At 61.4% G+C, this 17,852-nt stretch carries 18 protein-coding genes; 13 read left to right on the forward strand and 5 right to left on the reverse strand.

All coding sequences use genetic code 11. The annotated features are described in order from the left end of the window. From ACE3OH_RS07475 to ACE3OH_RS07495, 5 genes are all read left to right on the forward strand, one after another. The coding region (locus ACE3OH_RS07475) for a hypothetical protein (protein WP_374350270.1) at positions 1 to 279 on the forward strand (279 nt) is incomplete at its 5' end. A gap of 130 nt (positions 280 to 409) precedes the next feature. Continuing rightward, on the forward strand, positions 410 to 886 hold the full coding sequence (locus ACE3OH_RS07480; protein ID WP_374350273.1) for a hypothetical protein: 477 nt from the start codon (positions 410 to 412) through the stop codon (positions 884 to 886). 253 nt (positions 887 to 1,139) lie between these two features. Continuing rightward, positions 1,140 to 2,960 carry a CIA30 family protein gene (locus ACE3OH_RS07485; protein ID WP_374350276.1) on the forward strand — a complete coding sequence of 607 codons (1,821 nt, stop codon included), beginning with the start codon at positions 1,140 to 1,142 and terminating at the stop codon, positions 2,958 to 2,960. A 76-nt stretch (positions 2,961 to 3,036) separates the two neighbouring features. Further along, entirely contained in the window at positions 3,037 to 4,197 is a 1,161-nt protein-coding gene (locus ACE3OH_RS07490; protein WP_374350277.1) for a sensor histidine kinase, read from the forward strand. Then, positions 4,194 to 4,802 (forward strand): DNA-binding response regulator, encoded by a 609-nt coding sequence (locus ACE3OH_RS07495; RefSeq protein WP_374350280.1) that lies wholly within the window; start codon positions 4,194 to 4,196, stop codon positions 4,800 to 4,802. The genes ACE3OH_RS07490 and ACE3OH_RS07495 overlap by 4 nt, the downstream gene beginning before the upstream one ends. A gap of 249 nt (positions 4,803 to 5,051) precedes the next feature. Here the strand turns inward: ACE3OH_RS07495 and ACE3OH_RS07500 are convergent, their stop codons facing one another. The 3 genes from ACE3OH_RS07500 to trxC all read right to left on the reverse strand — a co-directional run bounded on the left by ACE3OH_RS07500 (position 5,052) and on the right by trxC (position 8,190). Continuing rightward, the gene (locus ACE3OH_RS07500) at positions 5,052 to 7,241 is read right to left on the reverse strand and encodes a hypothetical protein (protein ID WP_374350282.1); all 2,190 of its coding nucleotides are present in this window, start codon (positions 7,239 to 7,241) and stop codon (positions 5,052 to 5,054) included. Between the two features lie 218 nt (positions 7,242 to 7,459). Then, complete coding sequence (locus ACE3OH_RS07505) at positions 7,460 to 7,768, reverse strand: hypothetical protein (protein WP_374350284.1); 309 nt, start codon at positions 7,766 to 7,768, stop codon at positions 7,460 to 7,462. Then, positions 7,765 to 8,190, reverse strand: coding sequence for a thioredoxin TrxC (trxC, locus tag ACE3OH_RS07510; RefSeq protein ID WP_374350286.1), 426 nt, complete (start codon positions 8,188 to 8,190; stop codon positions 7,765 to 7,767). The genes ACE3OH_RS07505 and trxC overlap by 4 nt, the downstream gene beginning before the upstream one ends. 355 nt (positions 8,191 to 8,545) lie before the next feature. On the opposite strand from trxC, the gene ACE3OH_RS07515 reads away from it, so the two are divergent. From ACE3OH_RS07515 to ACE3OH_RS07545, 7 genes are all read left to right on the forward strand, one after another. After that, entirely contained in the window at positions 8,546 to 9,217 is a 672-nt protein-coding gene (locus tag ACE3OH_RS07515; RefSeq protein ID WP_374350289.1) for a CerR family C-terminal domain-containing protein, read from the forward strand. Further along, complete coding sequence (locus tag ACE3OH_RS07520) at positions 9,207 to 10,163, forward strand: HlyD family secretion protein (protein WP_374350292.1); 957 nt, start codon at positions 9,207 to 9,209, stop codon at positions 10,161 to 10,163. Before ACE3OH_RS07515 ends, ACE3OH_RS07520 begins: the two co-directional genes overlap by 11 nt. After that, a complete protein-coding gene (locus ACE3OH_RS07525; RefSeq protein WP_374350295.1) occupies positions 10,160 to 11,083 on the forward strand; it encodes an ATP-binding cassette domain-containing protein in 924 nt (307 codons plus the stop codon). The genes ACE3OH_RS07520 and ACE3OH_RS07525 overlap by 4 nt, the downstream gene beginning before the upstream one ends. Before the next feature lie 11 nt (positions 11,084 to 11,094). Further along, positions 11,095 to 12,357 (forward strand): glycosyltransferase, encoded by a 1,263-nt coding sequence (locus ACE3OH_RS07530; protein WP_374350297.1) that lies wholly within the window; start codon positions 11,095 to 11,097, stop codon positions 12,355 to 12,357. Next, a complete protein-coding gene (locus ACE3OH_RS07535; protein WP_374350299.1) occupies positions 12,354 to 13,490 on the forward strand; it encodes an ABC transporter permease in 1,137 nt (378 codons plus the stop codon). Before ACE3OH_RS07530 ends, ACE3OH_RS07535 begins: the two co-directional genes overlap by 4 nt. Before the next feature lie 214 nt (positions 13,491 to 13,704). Further along, positions 13,705 to 14,649, forward strand: a complete 945-nt coding sequence (locus tag ACE3OH_RS07540; protein ID WP_374350302.1) for a substrate-binding domain-containing protein — start codon at positions 13,705 to 13,707, stop codon at positions 14,647 to 14,649. Continuing rightward, positions 14,646 to 15,398 carry a hypothetical protein gene (locus ACE3OH_RS07545; RefSeq protein ID WP_374350305.1) on the forward strand — a complete coding sequence of 251 codons (753 nt, stop codon included), beginning with the start codon at positions 14,646 to 14,648 and terminating at the stop codon, positions 15,396 to 15,398. Before ACE3OH_RS07540 ends, ACE3OH_RS07545 begins: the two co-directional genes overlap by 4 nt. A 241-nt stretch (positions 15,399 to 15,639) precedes the next feature. On the opposite strand, the gene ACE3OH_RS07550 is transcribed toward ACE3OH_RS07545, so the two are convergent. Then, on the reverse strand, positions 15,640 to 16,143 hold the full coding sequence (locus tag ACE3OH_RS07550; protein WP_374350307.1) for a DinB family protein: 504 nt from the start codon (positions 16,141 to 16,143) through the stop codon (positions 15,640 to 15,642). Between the two features lie 154 nt (positions 16,144 to 16,297). Here ACE3OH_RS07550 and ACE3OH_RS07555 point away from each other — a divergent pair, with 154 nt between their 5' ends. Beyond that, positions 16,298 to 16,915, forward strand: a complete 618-nt coding sequence (locus tag ACE3OH_RS07555; RefSeq protein ID WP_374350310.1) for a DUF2306 domain-containing protein — start codon at positions 16,298 to 16,300, stop codon at positions 16,913 to 16,915. A gap of 17 nt (positions 16,916 to 16,932) precedes the next feature. Here ACE3OH_RS07555 and ACE3OH_RS07560 read toward each other — a convergent pair whose 3' ends face one another. After that, the gene (locus ACE3OH_RS07560; protein WP_374350312.1) at positions 16,933 to 17,670 is read right to left on the reverse strand and encodes a helix-turn-helix transcriptional regulator; all 738 of its coding nucleotides are present in this window, start codon (positions 17,668 to 17,670) and stop codon (positions 16,933 to 16,935) included. Positions 17,671 to 17,852: the final 182 nt, after the last annotated feature.

The following is a 17,852-nucleotide window of genomic DNA, read 5'->3' on the forward strand; positions in this document are numbered from 1 at the left end:
ATCAAGGAAGGGCGAAAGATTAATATGCGGGATGCGGTTATTCAATATCATCTGTGTGAATATATTCAGGAGATGAATTCGAAGGGTATCGAAGTCGGAGTGCAAGAAGAGAGCCCTGGTGGAATTCCAGGCTGGTATTTTGTTCGCTCCCTCTATGCTACGGAGCAAGATGTGTATGATGGTGAGGCAGAGGAAATTGGTGAGGAGATTAGCTCAAGTGCCATGTTGATATTTTTTTGTCCGTTTTGCGGACTGCAATTGAAAGTAACTGGCACGTAAGGGAAGCGAAGGTGTGCCGGTTGGTCTCATCAATCTGCGCGTTTTGTCACGGAAACAAGGGGGTGTTGGGTGTTGGCACCTTTGAATTTTCGAATTACATGCGCTCGATGTTTGCTAGGGAGTAATTTTTTTGATTTTCTTCAATATCTATGTACGGCTTGTAGTCTTTTGTCTGCTGTCGATCAGTGCGTGGTCTCTAGAGGTTGATGTATTCAGCCCTTCAATGAAAATAACGCCGCAGTATCTGGCTGATGGCTATGGTATTTTAGGTGAGACCAATCTTCCTGATCATACGGTTGTATTTGTCGATATAAAAGGTGAGGTCGCTGATCGTGGCTGGTGGGCTAGGGTGTTTAACAGGAAGAAGTTGTATTTGGCAAGTCCAATAACATTCATTTCAGGAGGGAGATTCCTCGTGGAGATAAAAGGTGCGCTTCCAGTGGGCAACTATACGGTCACGGTTTCAACTCACTGTACGGATGGGCAGCCTAATGAGGTGCGGAAGGTGATTGGCGAAAAAGGCGAAAAGATGCGCGGGAATGGCGTTGAGCGTTGCGGGATGTCTTATTATTTTTCGCGGAGTTTCAATATCGCTCGCAGTAAATGATTGCTTGGTGTTGCACGCGAAAAATTTGGTCAGAGTCTGCCTTGTTTTTGGGTGGCTGCGTTCTCTTTGCTCGATCTTCCTGCTTTGCTGCCATTACCAAACGCTTTTCACCTGTCTGATTAGGTTCACGGCAGTTCTTCCTGTCTTTCACTCCCTGACATTTGTCACCCACAACTGCTGACAGACAAGACTGCCGCAAGCCCTGGCCGGTCTCGCATAATGGCGCCGCAAACCCATTACAAAGGAGACCACGATGTTGCGTAGTACCCTGCTTGCCAGCCTGCTGGCGCTATTACCGCTTGTTCCGCTGTATGCCGAAACCACCCTGATCCGCGAGGTGGCGGTGTTTGATGGGGCCGAGCGACTGGCGCCGCGCAATGTGCTGCTGCTTGACGGCAAGATTGCCGATGCCGATTTCAAAGGTGCCACGCCTGCGGGTGCGCGCGAGGTGCGTTGTGCGGGCTGCACCTTGCTGCCGGGGCTGATCGATAGCCATGTGCATGCGTTCAAGGATCAGGAGTTACCGCTGCTATTCGGCGTGACCAGCCAGCTCGATATGTTCATGGCGTGGGAGCAAGCACGGCCGCTCAAGGCGAAGATGGCGCGGGGCGAGAATCACGACCGGCCCGATCTGTTTACTGCTGGCACCCTGGTAACGGCGCCGGGTGGCCATGGCACCGAATATGGCATTCCCATTCCTACCCTGAGCAAGCCGGAAGCGGCCGATGCCTTTGTTGCCGAGCGGGTGGCCGAGGGTTCCGATTACATCAAGCTGGTCTACGACGGCGGCCGCGGCTGGGGCGGGCAGATTCCGACGCTGGATCTGCCTACCTTGAAGGCGGCAATTGCTGCGGCCCACCGCTATCGCAAGCTGGTGCTGGTGCATGTGCAGGACAGCCAGGCGGCGCGCGAGGCGCTGGAAGCGGGGGCGGATGGCCTGGTGCATCTGTTTACCGATAAGCCGGCCGATGCCGAGCTGGTGGCCCTGGCCAAGCGCAATGGTGCCTTTGTGGTGCCCACCTATACCGTGTTCGAGGGCTTTGCTGGCCGGCCCGGCGGGGCAACTCTGCTGGCCGATACGCGCTGGGCCGGGTTGCTCGACCAGGGCCAGACGGCGGGCCTGCAGCGCAAGATGGGCAAGCTCGACCTGAGTGCCCGCGTTGATCGCGCCATGCATGACAGCATTACTGCGCTGGCAGCAGCCGGTGTGCCGATTCTCGCCGGTACCGATGCCGGCAATCCGGCTACCCTGGCCGGCGTCAGCCTGCATCGCGAGCTGGAACTGCTGGTTCAGGCCGGGTTGACGCCGACACAGGCGCTGGCGGCGGCAACCAGCGTGCCGGCACGTGTATTCCATCTTGATGATCGTGGTCGCATTGCCAAGGGCTTGAAGGCCGACCTGCTGCTGGTGCAGGGCGACCCGACGGTCGATATCCGCGCCAGCCGTGCGCTGGTGGAAGTGTGGAAGGACGGCATTGCCACCACGCCTTTGCGCGAGGCGCGGCGTCAGCAGATTGCGGCGCAGCGGGTCGACGATCAGGGGCGCCAGGCGCTGGCCCTGCCGGCCGATGGCCGCATCAGCCTGTTTTCGCGCAAGGACGGGCAAGACCGGCTCGCTGCCCCGTTCGGTAGCTGGGCGCCCACTACCGATGCGCTGGCCAAGGGTAATTCGACCGTCAGCCTGAAACTGGCCGAGTCCGATGCCCAGGTGCTACTGCTCGATGGCGAAATCAAGCCGGGCTTCCCCTTCCCATGGGCTGGTGTCAGCTTCAACCCCGGTGCCGCGCCAATGGCGCCGAGCAATCTCTCCGCCGCCAGCGGTCTGCGTTTCCGGGTGCGCGGCGATGGTGGCCGCTATGTGCTGCAGGCATTCTGGCGCGATGGCGGCTTTATGCCGGCGCAGTTTGAATTCGAGGCGGGTAAGGATTGGCAGGAAGTCAGTATTGCCTTCAAGCAGCTGACCGGGTTTGATCCGAAGCAGGTGCTGGCTTTCAATTTTGCCGCTGGCGGCAAGCCACGCGCCTTTCATTTCGAGCTTGGCGATGTGCGCTTGCTGAGCGGCCAGGGCAATTGAGCGATCGAATCGGGCATCAAGCTGATTGCGCTGGCATGGCCTGCTCCGACCAGCAAACTACCCAGGGTTGGCAGCAATGGTAAATACATCAAATATCCGGGCCGATAGGGCAGGCATATTGCGCGTTTGCGGGCAGCTATTGCTGCGCCACGGCTACGAATCCTGGTATTCGCTACTCTGGCTGGGCTTTTTGTTCCTGCCCCCGGTATTGCCGGGCGATGGCAACTGGCTGCCCGCCAGCCCATTCAGCCTGCACGCTACCTTGCTGGCGATTGCGCTATTCGTGCCACTGCACTGGTTTCGCCTGTATCGGCGCGGCCCCTTGCTATGGGCCAGCCAGGCGTTGATCTTTGTCCTGGGTTGCTGGCTGCTGCCGCACAATGCCATGGCATACACCCTATGGCTGTATGCTGGCCTGCCCAATCTGCGCTCCAGCATACGCGAGGGGGCGGTAGGCATGGCGCTGGTGGCAATCGCAGCCTTTGTATTTGCCCAGTTCTACTACCTGCCCGGCGCCTATCTGGGGGTGTTCGACGGGCTGTTGTGTGGCATTGGCTGCGCACTGCTTGGCCAGCAAAGCGCACAGCAGCATCGCGCCAAGCTGGCTGAAAAAGACCAGAAGCTGGCGCAAAAAGATATCGAAATCGCCCAGCTGGCCAAGCAGGCCGAACGCGAACGGATTGCCCGCGATCTGCATGATCTGCTCGGCCATACCCTGAGCCTGATCAGTCTGAAAGCCGAGCTGGCCAGCAAGCTGGGCGCGCACGATGCGACACGCGCCAGCCGCGAGATGACCGAGGTGGCCACGGTGGCTCGCTCAGCCTTGGCCGAAGTGCGGCAAGCTATTGCTGGCATGCGTGCGCTGAGTTTGGCCGATGCTTTGCGCCGCAGTGAAGCGACATTGCGCGCGGCCGGACTGCACACCCGACTTGATATGGCCGAGGTACCGCCCTTGCAGACCGAACACGAGCACGCCATGGCGCAGGCGGCCATCGAGGCCTGCACCAATATCATCCGCCATGCCGATGCCAGCAGCGCCAGCCTGCGGCTGGTGCAGCAGGGCGATACGCTGGCCTTGACCATCAGCGACAACGGTCGCGGCATGGGCCAGCAGCTGCCCGGCCATGGCCTGCAAGGCATGCGCGAGCGGCTGGAGAGTGTCGGAGGCAGCTTGACCATCAGCGAGGCGGCGGGCATGGTGCTTACCGCCTGTGTGCCACTTCATATCCGATCATGACCGCCATACGCCTTGTCCTTGCTGAAGATCAAGCCCTGGTGCGCGGCGCGCTGGCGGCGCTATTGCAGCTCGCCGGCGGCTTCGAGCTGGTCGGCGAGGCCGGCGACGGCGAAGCGGCACTGGGCTTGGTCGCGTCGCTGCGGCCCGATGTGTTGCTCACCGATATCGAAATGCCGCTACGCAGCGGGCTCGATGTTGCCCGCCAGATCAAGGAACAGGGCCTGCCCACCCGGGTGGTGATCGTCACCACCTTTGGCCGCGCCGGTTATCTGCGCCGCGCTATGGAGGCTGGTGTGGCCGGCTATCTGCTCAAGGATTCGCCCAGCGAGCAACTGGCTGCCGCCATCCGCAAAGTGGCCACCGGCGGCCGCGCCATCGCGCCCGAGCTGGCGCTGGCCGGCTGGGATGGCGACGACCCGCTCACCGAACGCGAGCGCCAGGTACTGCGCCACGCCAGCGAAGGCCGCAGCTCGGCGGATATTGCTGCCTTGCTGCATCTATCGGAAGGCACGGTGCGCAACTATCTGTCGGAGGCCATCGGCAAGCTCGGCGCCGCCAATCGCATCGAGGCGGCACGTATTGCGCGTGATGGGGGATGGTTGTAGCGAGATGTCCGACAAAATCGTGACCGATTTGCGGTGTGCGACCGCCGCCACAGGCCGCTCAATGCATTGGCCATCTTGTGCAGGCGACAGCCGCTTCGGGTCGTAATGCGAAATGAGACGACGGTCGATCCCCGTCGTCTCGAAGCTTATGCAGAGCCGGCTTTTCGAAGTGTGAAGATGTGAGCCGAACATGCCTTGGTCACTCGTTTCACATAGACAAAAGCCAGGGCGGAGCCTGGCTTGTCTGGATTATTGAATGGTGTGGATTGCCTGGTAGCGAATGGCATTGATACTGCTGGCGACGCCGTTTGCATAGCCAGCGAAAATCACGGTGCCTTTCAGGCTGGATACGTCCATATTCCCGCTCAATACCTGAACAGTATGCTTGCCTAGGCTGATATTGGAATACGGCAAGAGCTTGTTTCCGTCCAGCGCTGACCAGCCATTGTTGCCTAGCATATATACCGAGCCACTGGGCAATAGGGCGGCAATAAACAACTGACCTGGCTTGCCTTGGTCTTCGGCCGCTACCTGGATATTGGCGTTCAGCGCCAAAGCAGTATTGCTGCCGCTAGCAAGCCCTGTGATGCTGGCCGCCGAAGTGCGTGGTGTGTATTGATAGATGCCGGCGCCATAGGTGCCTGCAATAATTGAGCCATCAGGCCCGATATTCAGACTGGTCGCCTGACCGGGGAGGCTGTCGCTGCCTTTTAGCAAACTCCAGTTGTATCCGGAGTCGCTGGTATATATGCCTTCATTAGTTGGCGCATAAAGATTGCCGTCACTACCCACTATAAATGTGCCAGGTCTAAAATCCAGTGTATAGGGCTTCCAGTGATCGCCATAATCACTACTGATATACCATCTGTAATTTGACCAGACAAGAAGCTGTCCTTTTTTTCCAATGAAAAGAAATCCAGCTCGGCTGCCATCCTTCGGGATAAAGCTGTCGATACGAGCCCAGTTTGCACCGCCGTCACGGCTGATCATTGGATCTGTAAGGCTATATATATTGTCTTCACTGTCGATTCCGATGTTGCGGACGTAAATGTCAGTGGAATAGGATTTTCTCCAGTGATCATTGTTTTCGAGTACATAGACACTGGCATCTGACGATGCATACAGGCGACCTTTGCTATCTATTGCAATGCTTACCTCGCCATAGGTAGGAATAATGGGCAAGGAAGACCATGTTAGTCCCTGGTCGTCACTCTTGTAGATATTCCTGCGTTGTGTCACGGCATATAGACGATCGCGCCCATCAATTACTAGCGACGAAACGGGTTGGAGTGCAATTGCGTCATCAAGCAAACCTTGCCAAGACTGTCCGTTGTCGAGACTGCGGAACACGCCATACGCAGTAGCTGCGAATAATGAGTTTTTTGAGTTTCGAACGATTGAATTTATGCGTCCTCCGGTCAATCCGTTGTTTAGATGCACGGGGTTGAATGAGCTATCAGATGTCGAGATAATGCCGGATCCGCCTGTTCCAAAATAACGATTTCCAGTGCTGTCGACTGCTATTGAATTAATATAAGTATAAGGGCCGAGAACTTCATTATCCCATCGGATGGAGCCGTTAGTGGCTTTGTGGATGTGATATACGCTTTTCCCATAAGTAGTAATGTATGCACCACCTTTGTGGTCCGACTTTATTATGTCAAATGACTGCTCAGGTGCTAAGGCTGGAGATGATATGCTTTGGGTGAGGTCCGTCCAGGTTTGTCCACTGTCGTTGCTTTTATATGCCTTTTTCCCGGTTAAGATGAAAAGCGTGTTGGTTTTTTTGTCAATGGTGATACCATTGGCATAGGTGTTTTCTCTGGGCAAGTTACCACTAGCGAGGCTTGCGATACCGGCTGAGTTCAGTTTGACAACATAGCTCTTCAATGCGTCGTCGATGGTTGTAATATAGAGGCTGCCATCTGAGCTACTATCCATGGCAGTGTAGTGTAGCTCACGGAGTCCCAGCTTTGATGCTAGGTCCATCTTGTTCCAAGATGCGCCTGCGTCGCTGCTCTTATAAAACTCATTGTAATCACTTGCGTAGAGATTGCCTTGGGTGTCAGATGCTAGATGCATGCTGTCGAAGCTGGTAGGGCTTGTTGCGATCCAGGTGGTGTTTGTGGAGGTCTTTTTGTAGACGCCTGATCGTGTTGAAATATAAATGCTGCCATCGTCGCCTTCAATAATCGATGTTATTTCGACAGCGCGATTGGCGGAAATGTCAATCCAGTTCTGGCCGTGATCGGTGCTGCGATATATGCCTTTGGCGGTGGTGGTATACAGACTGCCATCCCGGGCTTCGATAATATCGTTCACAACAGCCCCGGTAAGGCCGGTACCGGCCGACCAACTGCCGACGGCAGCGTACACATGGCTAAGGCAGACTATCCACGCGATAGACGTTACTAGCCTAATTAATTTGGAATTGCTCATAAATGACCTGATGAGTGGCGCAGTCTGAAGAGACGCGAAAAATTTGCTGTGCCGGCGGACGAGCGGCGAAGCCACCCCGTCGCGGGCGCGCGAATTTACAGCTTTTCTAGCTAGTTTGGCAACAGGCAGCTTGGGTCGCTGCTTGCTTGGCGCCGCTACGTATGTCGTCAATCGGCCAGTGCCATACGCAATTGTCGACCCGACTAAAGCAAGCGGATCTACCTTGGTTCGGGCTGGCGGTCCAAGGCGGGCTGGGCCATATGGTGGGCGTGGCGATAAAACAGCCCCGGCCCCGAGGGTACTTGCTCGAAATGAAACTCCAGTCCCTCGTACACCAGAATGGCCGGAACCCGGTATTTGCGCGAAGTGGCGCCAGCGTAGTTAGGCGGGCCGAATAGTTTGACCAGATCGGCGCGGGTCATGCCAAAGTGCACCGGGTCGATGTGCCGGGTGGTTTCAAACCGGGCGTACCACTGCTGGAACACCGCGCCTGCCATGCGGGCTTGGCTTGATTGGCCTTTGCTCAACTACCCAGCTGCCCATCCAGCCAGGCCAGCAACTGGCTGGCCTGCATGGCGCCACTCAGGCGCGCAACTTCTTGTCCTTGGCGGAACAGGATCAGGGTAGGAATGCTGCGGATGGCGAAATGGCGGCTGGCGACCGGGGCGGCGTCGGAATCGACCTTGACGAAATGCACACCGGGGCGCTGGCTGGCAGCGGCGGCAAATTGCGGCGCCATCACCTGGCAGGGGCCGCACCAGGCGGCCCAGAAGTCCACTAGTACCGGTTCGCGGCTATTGGCCAGAAATAGCGGCAGCTGGGCGTCGTCCACTTCCAGCGGTGTGCCGGCCAGCAAGGGGCGCTTGCAGCCGCCACAGCTGGGGCCGTCGCTCAGGCGCTGATCGGGAAAACGGTTGGCGGTACCGCAGTGCGGGCAGTTCAGTTGCATGATTTTTGTGCTCTTCAGGGTATTGGCTGCTGATTGATCCGGAGCGTCGATGGTTCAGGCATCTTCACTTGCTCAAGACGGCTTGCGTGTCGTAGCGGCGGGCCGTGCTAACGATGGCGGCGCTTTGCGCGGGTGCGGCCCGCTGCTGCCGCTACAAATATTGCATCTTTGCAGTGATAGATGAGGCGCACGCACTGATTTGCAAGCCTGTGGTGCGGAGGTGCCGGGCTTGCGCGTGTCGCCGCTGCGGGTTGGGCGGGCAGGGCGCTTGCCGGGGTAATTGCGCAGCCAACAAGTTTTGGCTTGCATCTGGAAAAGTTTTTCCAGAAAATACCTGGAAATTTTTTTCCAGATCATGTTCGCCAATCCCTCCCCCCCCAAACATATCGTCGGCGATGAAACCCGCCAGGCCCTGCTCGACGCGGCGACCACCGTGTTTCTGGCCGAAGGCTTTCGCGCTGCGCGGGTCAAGGATATTGCGGCGGCGGCCGGGGTACGGCTGTCGGCGATCAACTACCACTTCGGCGGCAAAGAGGGGCTGTATCTGGCGGTGTTGCAATACCACGCGAGACTCGCCTTACAGCATTCGCCGTTGCCCCAGCCCGATGCCGGCAAGCCGCTGGAGCAGCGCTTTCGCGAGTTTGTGCGGGCGATGGTGGTGCGCATGCTCGATGCCAGCAACCCGTCGCGCATCGCCAGCCTGATGGTGCGCGAAGCGGCCAGCCCGACGCCGGCGCTGGATGTGATGTTCGAAACCTTCAGCAAGCCGCAGTCGGCAGTCTTGCTGGGCATGCTGGCCGAACTATTCGGGCCGGCTGCCGCGCCTGATCTGCTGGCGCGCTGCGGGCTCAGCGTGGTGGGGCAGAGCATGGTGTATGTCGGCATGCGGCCCTTGGTAAGCAAGCTGCGGCCGGACTTTTACCAGCGGCCCGAGGCGGTGGCCGAGCTGGCCGAGCATATCGCCACATTTTCCTGGGCCGGGCTCTCTGCCCTGGCGCAGATCGAGAGGAGCAAGCATGCGGGTTGACTGGATGATGGTGGCGCTGTGCGCAGCGCTGGCGGGCTGCGGCGACAAGCCGGTAGCGGTGCTGCATGGCTATGTCGAAGCTGAGCCGGTACGGGTGGCCTCGCCAGTGGGCGGTGTGCTGGTGCAATTGGCGGTGGAGCGCGGTGAGGCGGTCAAGGCCGGCCAGCCTCTGTTTACCCTGGAGCATGACAGCGAGCAGGCTGCGCTTAACGAGGCCGGCGCCAAGCTGGCGCAGGCACGTGCACAGGCCAGCGATCTCGATAGCGGCAAGCGGCCGCAGGAGCTGGCGGTGATCCAGGCGCAGCAGGCGGCGGCTGCGGCGGCGCTGCGTCAATCCGAGGCAGATCTGCAGCGCCAGCGCGAGCTGGTGCAGGCGGGCTTCGCAGCCCGTGCCACGCTCGATGCCATCACGGCGCGGCGCGATGCCGATGCGGCGCGGTCGGCAGAACTGCAAGCGCAGCTGCGCAGCAATCAGCTGGCGGCGCGCGACGACAGCCGGAGCGCTGCCCGTGCTGGCGCGGCCGCTGCCGAGGCGCAGTTGGCGCAGCGGCAGTGGGTATTGGCGCAAAAAGCGGTCAAGGCGCCGCTGGCAGCTCGGGTCGATGATCGCTACTACCGGGTGGGCGAATGGGTGCCGGCGGGCGCACCGGTGCTGAGCCTCACTGCCACTGGGGCGGTGAAAGCACGCTTCTATATTCCCGAGCCCTGGCTGCCCAAATTGGCGCCCGGTGCCAAGGTGAGCCTGCGCTGCGATGGTTGCGGCGCGCCGATGGCCGCCACGGTGCGCTTTGTGGCGCGCGATGCCGAATACACGCCGCCGCTGATCTACAGCAAGGAAAACCGCAGCAAGCTGGTGTGGCTGGCCGAAGCGGTGCCGGATGCGGCCGATGCGGCGCGCCTGCGGCCGGGCCAGCCGCTCGATGTGTTGCCGGCCGTGCAACCATGAGCGACTACATCATCGATGTGGCCGGCCTCACCAAGCGCTTTGGCGACAAAACGGTGGTGGATGGCCTGAATATGCAGGTCAACCGGGGCGAGATTTATGGCTTTCTCGGCCCCAATGGTTCGGGCAAGACCACCTCGATCCGCATGATGTGCGGCCTGTTGACGCCCGATGCCGGCCAAGGCCAGACCCTTGGCTACGATGTGGTGCGCCAGGCGGCCAGCATCAAGCGCGAGGTCGGCTATATGACCCAGCGCTTCGGCCTGTATGACGACCTGAGCATTCGCGAAAACCTCGACTTTGTCGCCCGCGTCTATGGCATGGACCGGCGCCGCCAGCGCGTCGATGCGGCCTTGCAGCGCCTCGGGCTGGAAGGGCGGCAAAAACAGCTGGCCGGCAGTCTGTCGGGCGGCTGGAAGCAGCGCCTGGCACTGGCCGCCTGCATGCTGCACGAGCCGCGTCTGCTGCTGCTCGATGAGCCCACCGCCGGTGTCGACCCGAAGGCGCGCCGCGATTTCTGGGACGAGATCCACACGCTGGCCCATGAGGGCATTACCGTGCTGGTGTCCACCCACTATATGGATGAAGCCGAGCGCTGCCACCGCCTTGGCTATATCGCCTACGGCAAGCTGCTGGCGATGGGCACACCAGCCGAGCTGGTAGCGCAGTCACCTCTGAGCACCTGGACCATTGCCGGCACCGGCGCCAGCGCACTGGGCACCACGCTGGAGCAACACCCCGGCGTGGAAATGGTGACGCGCTTTGGCAATGCCCTGCATGTGAGCGGCGTGGATAGCGCCGAGCTGGCAGCTGCCATTGCGCCGTATCGCGATACGCCAGGCCTGAGCTTCGAACATGGCCGACCGGCGCTGGAGGATGTATTCATCCACCTGATGCGCCAATCGGCCGACAATTTCCGCTAGGGAACGACTTGATGAATGTGTTGATTGCCTGTGTCGGCAGTGCCGGTGATGTTCACCCGTTTATCGCCATCGGCCAGGCGCTCAGGCAGCGCGGCCATGCGGTGACCTTGCTGACCTCGCCGTATTTTGAAGAGCGTATCGTGCGTGCCGGGCTGGGCTTTGCGCCAATCGGCAGTGTGAGCGACTTTACCGACGGCCTGCAGGAGGCCGATCTGTGGCATTCGCGCCGTGGCTTTGCCGTGGTGTGCCGCCATGTCGGCCAGCATCTGACAGCAGGCTATCAGGCGCTGGCGGCGCTGGCCGGGCCCGAGACCGTGCTGGTGGGCAGCACCCTGGCGTTTCATGCGCGGCTGGCGCAGGAGAAGCTGGGCCTGCCCATGGTCAGCGTGCATCTGTCGCCATCGGTGTTGTTTTCGGCTTGCGCACCGTCGCGCTGGCCGGGCTTGCCCTGGCTGCCGCAGCTGCCGGCCTGGCTGGCGCGGCCCGTTATCGCCAGCATCGAGCGGCTGGTGCTGGACCCGGAGGTGATGCCTGCGCTCAATGCCCTGCGCGCCGAGCTGGCACTGCCACCGGTGCGGCGAGTGATGAGCCACTGGCTGCACTCGCCGCAGCAGGTGGTGTGCGCCTTTCCCGACTGGTTTGCCGCGCCGCAGCCCGACTGGCCGGCCAATACCCGCTGCAGCGGTTTCCCCTTGCTGGCGGCGCTGGCTGGCGCGGTGCTCGACCCGCTGCTGGAGCGCTTTTTGGCAGCGGGCCCGCCGCCCATCGTGTTCACCCCCGGCTCGGCCATGGCGCATGGCCAGGCCTTTTTCGCTGCTGCCTTGGCGGCCTGCGATGCCATTGGCCGCCGTGCGGTGCTGGTCACGCCCTATCGCGACCAGCTACCGTCCAGCCTGCCGGCCTTTGCCCGCCATGTCAGCTATGTGCCGTTTGACTTGCTGGCGCCGCGCGCGGCGGCCTTTGTCCACCATGGCGGCATCGGCACCTCGGCGCAGTGCCTGGCGGCCGGCGTGCCGCAAGGCATTGTGCCGTTTGCCCATGACCAGTTCGACAATGCGGCGCGGCTCAAGCAGCTTGGCGTGGCCGAGATACTGAGTTTGCCAGCCAGGATAGAAGACTGGGCCCGCCGCCTGATGACGCTGACCGGGCAGGCCGATATCGCCCATGCCGCCTACCGCCTGGCCGGGCAACTGCAGGGCGGCGATGCCGCCGGGCAAATCGCTACCCTGATCGAGCAGACAGCGGGCCAGGCCCGCGTGGAGCAGGCGCCATGAACGCAGCATTCAGCTTTGGCCGCCTGTGGGCGGTGATCCTCAAGGAATTCATCCAGCTGCGCCGCGACAAGCTGACCTTTGCCATGATGATCGGCATTCCGCTGATCCAGCTCACCTTGTTCGGCTTCGCCATCAATGGCGACCCCAAGGGCCTGCCGACGGTGATCGTTGCGTATGAGCAATCCACCTTCAGCCGCTCGCTGGTCGCCGCCATGCAAAATTCCGGCTACTACAAGGTGGTGCGTACTGACGCCAGCGCCGCCGAGGCCGACCGCATGCTGGAGCGCGGCGAGGCGCAGTTTGCCCTGGTGATTCCCAGCGATTTTTCGCGCAAGTTGATCCGTGGCGAGCGGCCGGCACTGCTGCTGGCGGCCGACGCCACCGACCCCAGTGCCACCGGCAATGCGATTTCGGCCATGCGCACCCTGGGCAGCACCGCATTGGCCCATGATCTGGCCGGCCCCTTGGCGCGCTTGCAGCCTGGCGTCGCGCCGTTCGAAGTGCGGGTACAGGCGCGCTACAACCCTGAGGGCATTACCCAGTACAACATCGTGCCGGGCCTGATGGGAGTGATCCTGACCATGACCATGATCATGATGACCGCGCTGGGCGTCACCCGCGAGGTTGAGCGCGGCACCATGGAAAACCTGCTGGCCACCCCGGTACGCCCGCTGGAGGTGATGATCGGCAAGATCGCGCCCTATGTGCTGATCGGCTATGTGCAGGTAACGGTAATCCTGCTGGCGGCCCGCTTCATCTTCGATGTGCCCTTTGTCGGCAAGCTGGGCTGGCTGCTCGCCTGCGTGTTCACCTTTATTGCCGCCAATCTCACCGTGGGCATCACCATCTCCAGCGTGGCGCGCAACCAGACCCAGGCGATGCAGATGACCTTCTTCTTCTTTCTGCCCTCCATCTTGCTGTCGGGCTTTATGTTCCCGTTTCGCGGCATGCCGGCCTGGGCGCAGGTGATCGGCGAAGTGCTGCCGCTAACCCATTTCTTGCGGCTGATACGCGGGGTGATGCTCAAGGGCAACGGCCCGGCCGAGCTATGGCTGAATGTGTGGCCGCTATTGCTGTTTATCACCGTGGTGATGGGCGTGGGGCTTAAGCGCTTTCGCAAGACACTGGATTGAATCGTTCGGTCGTGCCGCTGGCGGAAAAACAAATCTTGAACCGCAGGGGACGCAGAGAGCTCAGGGGTGGCACAGAGAAGGAAGGGCATGAGATTGCCCGTTCGGGCTCGATGCTATCGCTTCAAGCCATGGTGCAACGGCCGGCACCGCCAGCTTGGTGTAGCGCGCTGGCGTCGGCTATCGTGGTTCATCGCCACGCCATGTCGGAGCCATCATGAACCGTCGCCAGTTTGATCGCCTGCTCGCCGCCAGCCTGCTGATCGGTGCCCTGCCTGGCAAAGTGCTAGGCGACGCCGCCAAGCCGACAGTGGCGGTGCTGCTTAAATCCATGCTCAATGAGTTCTTCACCCAGATGGCCAATGGCGCCAAGGCGCACCATGCCGGCCGCAGCGGCCAGTACGAGCTGATCGTCGACGGCACTCAGCAGGAAACCGACTACAAGGCGCAAGAGGCGCTCATCAAGCGCTGGCAGGCGCGCAAGATCTCTGCCCTGCTGGTGGTGCCGGCCGATTCGGTGGCGATCCTGCCCGCCCTGCAACAGCTGATGAGCACCGGCACCCTGGTGATCAATATCGACAACAAGCTCGATGATCGCGCCCTGGCAGCGGCGGGGCTGAGTGTGCCCTTTGTCGGGCCGAGTAATTTCGCCGGCGCACGCTCGGTGGGCGAGTTCATCGGCAAGAAACTGGCGCGCGGCAGCAAGGTGGGGCTGATCGAAGGGCCACCGGCCCATATCAATGCCAAGGCGCGCAGCGATGGCTACCGCGAGGCGATGCGCGCTGCCGGCATGGAGGTGGTGGGCCAGCGTACCGGCGAATGGGTGGTGGAAGGCGGCAAGCGCAGCGCCGCCGAGTTGTTGCAAGCCTCGCCCGATATCAAGGCACTGCTATGCGGCAATGACAATATGGCCATCGGCGCGGCCGACTGGCTCAAGGGCGCGGGCCTTGCCGACAAGGTGCTGGTGGCCGGTTACGACAATATCCCGGCGGTGGCGCCCTATATTGCCGATGGCCGCATTGCTGCTACTGCCGACCAGTTCCCGGCCAAGCAGGCCGAATATGCGCTGGATCTGGCGCTGAAATCGCTGCGCGACGGGCTGACCCAGGCCGATCTGCCCAGCATCGTGCAAACCCCTGTGCAGCTTGTCATCCGTCGATGAGGCGCTTTGCCTGTCTGTTGCTCGCCTGCTGGGTTGTCGCGGCCAGTGCTGCGCCGCTCAAGCTGGTCGGCGAGCCGTATCCGCCCTATCTGGTCGAGAGCAAAGCCGGGCTCGGCGGGCCATTTGCCGAGGCCATTACCAGCTTGCTCAAGGCGGAGGGCATCGAGGTACAGTTCCAGGCGCTGCCGTTTCGCCGCTTGCTGCTGGAAGTGGGCAAGCAGGAAAACAGCTGCGCTTTGGCCGTGTATTTCTCGCCATCCGATGCCGAAACGCTCAACTATGTCGCCCGCCTGGCGCCGTTGACGCTGGCGGTGTATGCACGCGCCGGCGAAGTAGGGCGGCTCAGCAATCTGGAAAACCTGCGCAAATACTCGGTCGGTGCCATCGATATCGCCGAGGTGCGCGATCTGCTCGGCGCCTCGGCCATTCCTTATGCACCGATCGCCTTTGCCAACACCGGCCCGGCCATGCTGAAGGCGCGCCGCTTTGATCTGCTGATTTCCGATGCCAGCCAGCAGATGATCAAACAGGCCGGCGTGCCGATCGACCGGGTATTCACCCTGGCAAGGGTGGAGCGCTGGCTCGCCTGCAACCCGGCCTTGCCGCCCAAGACCGTAGCGGCGCTGCGCCGTGTATTGCGCGAAGGCGTGCTGGCCGAATCGGTGCGGCCGATCTGGCGGCGCCATGGCCTGGAAGACTACTTCGACCAAAGCCGCCGCGCCTGGGAAGACAGCGCCGGCAAGCGCTGAGCGGCCGGCGCGGTGTTCAGCCAGCGAAGCTCTGAACGAATCACCCAAGGCGCTAAAAACACCTTAGCGCTGCTGTGCTGCGGCTGCCCGGCCGGAAAACCGGCCACCCGTCAGGCTTCCTCGCGCAACACGGGGGTGGAATGAAACAGCGAAAAATCAATGACCTATCTACTTACGCGCCAGTCCCGGGTCTCCCGGGCCATGCCGTGGTGGTGGAAAACTCGGCTCGTTCAGCGCTTCCCTAATCAAACAGGGCAGACAGGCGCGGCAGATCGGTGACGCCGACATCGATGCCGTATTGCATCAGCAGGGTACCGACCTGGGCGCGATGATGGGTCTGGTGGTTGAACAGATGCTGCACCAGCACCCAGCGCGGCACCGTCTGGGTAAAGCCATACATCTTGCTGGTCCAGGTGGTGGCTTCCGCCAGCCAGTCAGCATCCAGGCTTGCCGCCCAGTCGATCAGGGTTTGATCCATGGCGATGCGGGCTGCCTGCAAAGGCTCGAAATCCGCGTGCAGCAGTTCGCCAGCCGCGACCGTCGGCATGCTCTGCCCGGTAAAGCGGGCAAACCACACCAGATCGCCCCACAGGATATGGTTGAGGGTGCCGTGGATGGACTTGAAAAATGCGCCACGGTCGGCCTGCCTTTGCGCTTCGGTGAGCTGTGCGGCAGCGGCGTAGAGCTGCTGGTTCTGCCACTGGTTATACGCGGCCATCAATTGCGGCATATTGCCTGAGAACATGGTTTTGCTCCGGAAATGGCGAGTCGGGGCTGCAGCATGGCATCATCGGGCTGCCCTATGCCACCTGAAACAGCACGGCATCGCCTTTTCGGCAAGCGGGCAACGCTGCCGTACCGGACACAATGCTCAGTGATTTTCCGTGAAAGGACTTTGCATGGCTCGCCACAATGCCTCCTTCTACCTGATGGCTTTTCTGTGCGTGGGCGTAGCCGCCTACGCCTTTGTCGCCTATACGCTGGTGCCGCTCGGCGCGGTGGTGCATCCGCTGATGCGTGCCAATTTTGAAACGCATCGCTTCGGTATCGAGCTGCATATCTTTGCATCGGTACTGGCCCTGCTATCGGGGCCATTCCAGTTTTCCGCCTCGCTGCGCGCCAGCCGTCCGCAACTGCATCGCTGGCTGGGCCGCCTGTATCTGGGCGGCGGTGTGCTGGTGGGCGGCTTGGCGGGCCTGTGGATGGCGCAATTTGCCTATGGCGGCGTGACTGGCCGCCTTGGCTTTGCCTGCCTGGCGGTGTTGTGGCTGTTTACCGGTGCCATGGCCTATGTCCACGCCCGCGCCCGCAGCTTTGCAGCGCATCGGCGCTGGATGGTGATCAACTTCGCCCTGACCCTCGCGGCCGTCACCCTGCGCCTGTATTTGCCCATGTCGATGCTGGCCCGAATCGACTTCGACCTGGCTTATCCGGCCATTGCCTGGCTGTGCTGGGTACCGAATCTGCTGCTTGCCTGGCTGTATCTGCGTTCCAGGCCGCAGGTGCAGGCGAGCTGAATGCTGGAACAGGGCGGCTAGTTGTCCGCCCGTGCCAGATAGGCACGCGGGGAGGCGCCCAGGTAGCGGCGGAACACCGCGATAAAGGCCGATACGCTGGCATAGCCGGCTTCCAGCGCCACGGCGGTGACCGATGCGCCGTCGGCCAAGCGCAGCAGGGCTCGCTGCAGCCGCATCTGCTGCCGCCACTGGCTGCGGTTGCAGCCGGTCTCGGCGGCAAAACGACGGGTGAGATTGCGGCGGCTCATGCCGATGCGGCTGGCCCAGCCATCCAGATCGGTGGGGTCATCGGGCTTCGCCAGCAAGGCGGTGGCCATGGCTGCGAGCCGCGCATCGCGCGGCATCGGCAAGAACAGGGTTTGCGCCGGCTGGCGCACAAAGGCATCGGCAAACACACGTAAATAGGCGGCCAGCACTTCGCCCTGCGGGGCATCGGTTCCGGCCAGCGCCGCCAGTAGATTGCGCAGCAGCGGCGTCAGCAGCACCACCGTCGGAACGCGCGGCATCTGCGCCCGGCTCCAGTCTTCGCTGAAGTACAGGCTCAGTCCGCTCATCGCGCCATGGGCGCTGGCGCCATGCGGCTGCCCGGGCGGCACCCAGCCTATGCAGCCCGGCGGCATCACCCAGCGTCCGCTACCGGTATCCACGCTGACCAGACCCTGCCGCACCGTGAACAGCTGGCCTTGCGGGTGTTGGTGCATCGGCCGCTCATTGGCGGCGATCTGGTTGACCGGCTTGATTTCCAGCAGAGACATGAAATGGCCCGTTTGAGATATATCCTGGCATTCTAGCGTTAGCAGGCATATTGCGCTTGGCAGACACTGGGCAGGTCAACCCAGCCAAGGAAACACCATGTCGCAAACCGTATCTGACTATCTCGGGCAATCACCGCAAGCCGCGCTGCACGAGCTGTCTGCGCTGTTGCTGGAGCAAGGCC

This window comes from Chitinimonas sp., assembly GCF_041904975.1.
In the GTDB taxonomy this organism is placed as follows: Bacteria; Pseudomonadota; Gammaproteobacteria; order Burkholderiales; family Chitinimonadaceae; genus Chitinimonas.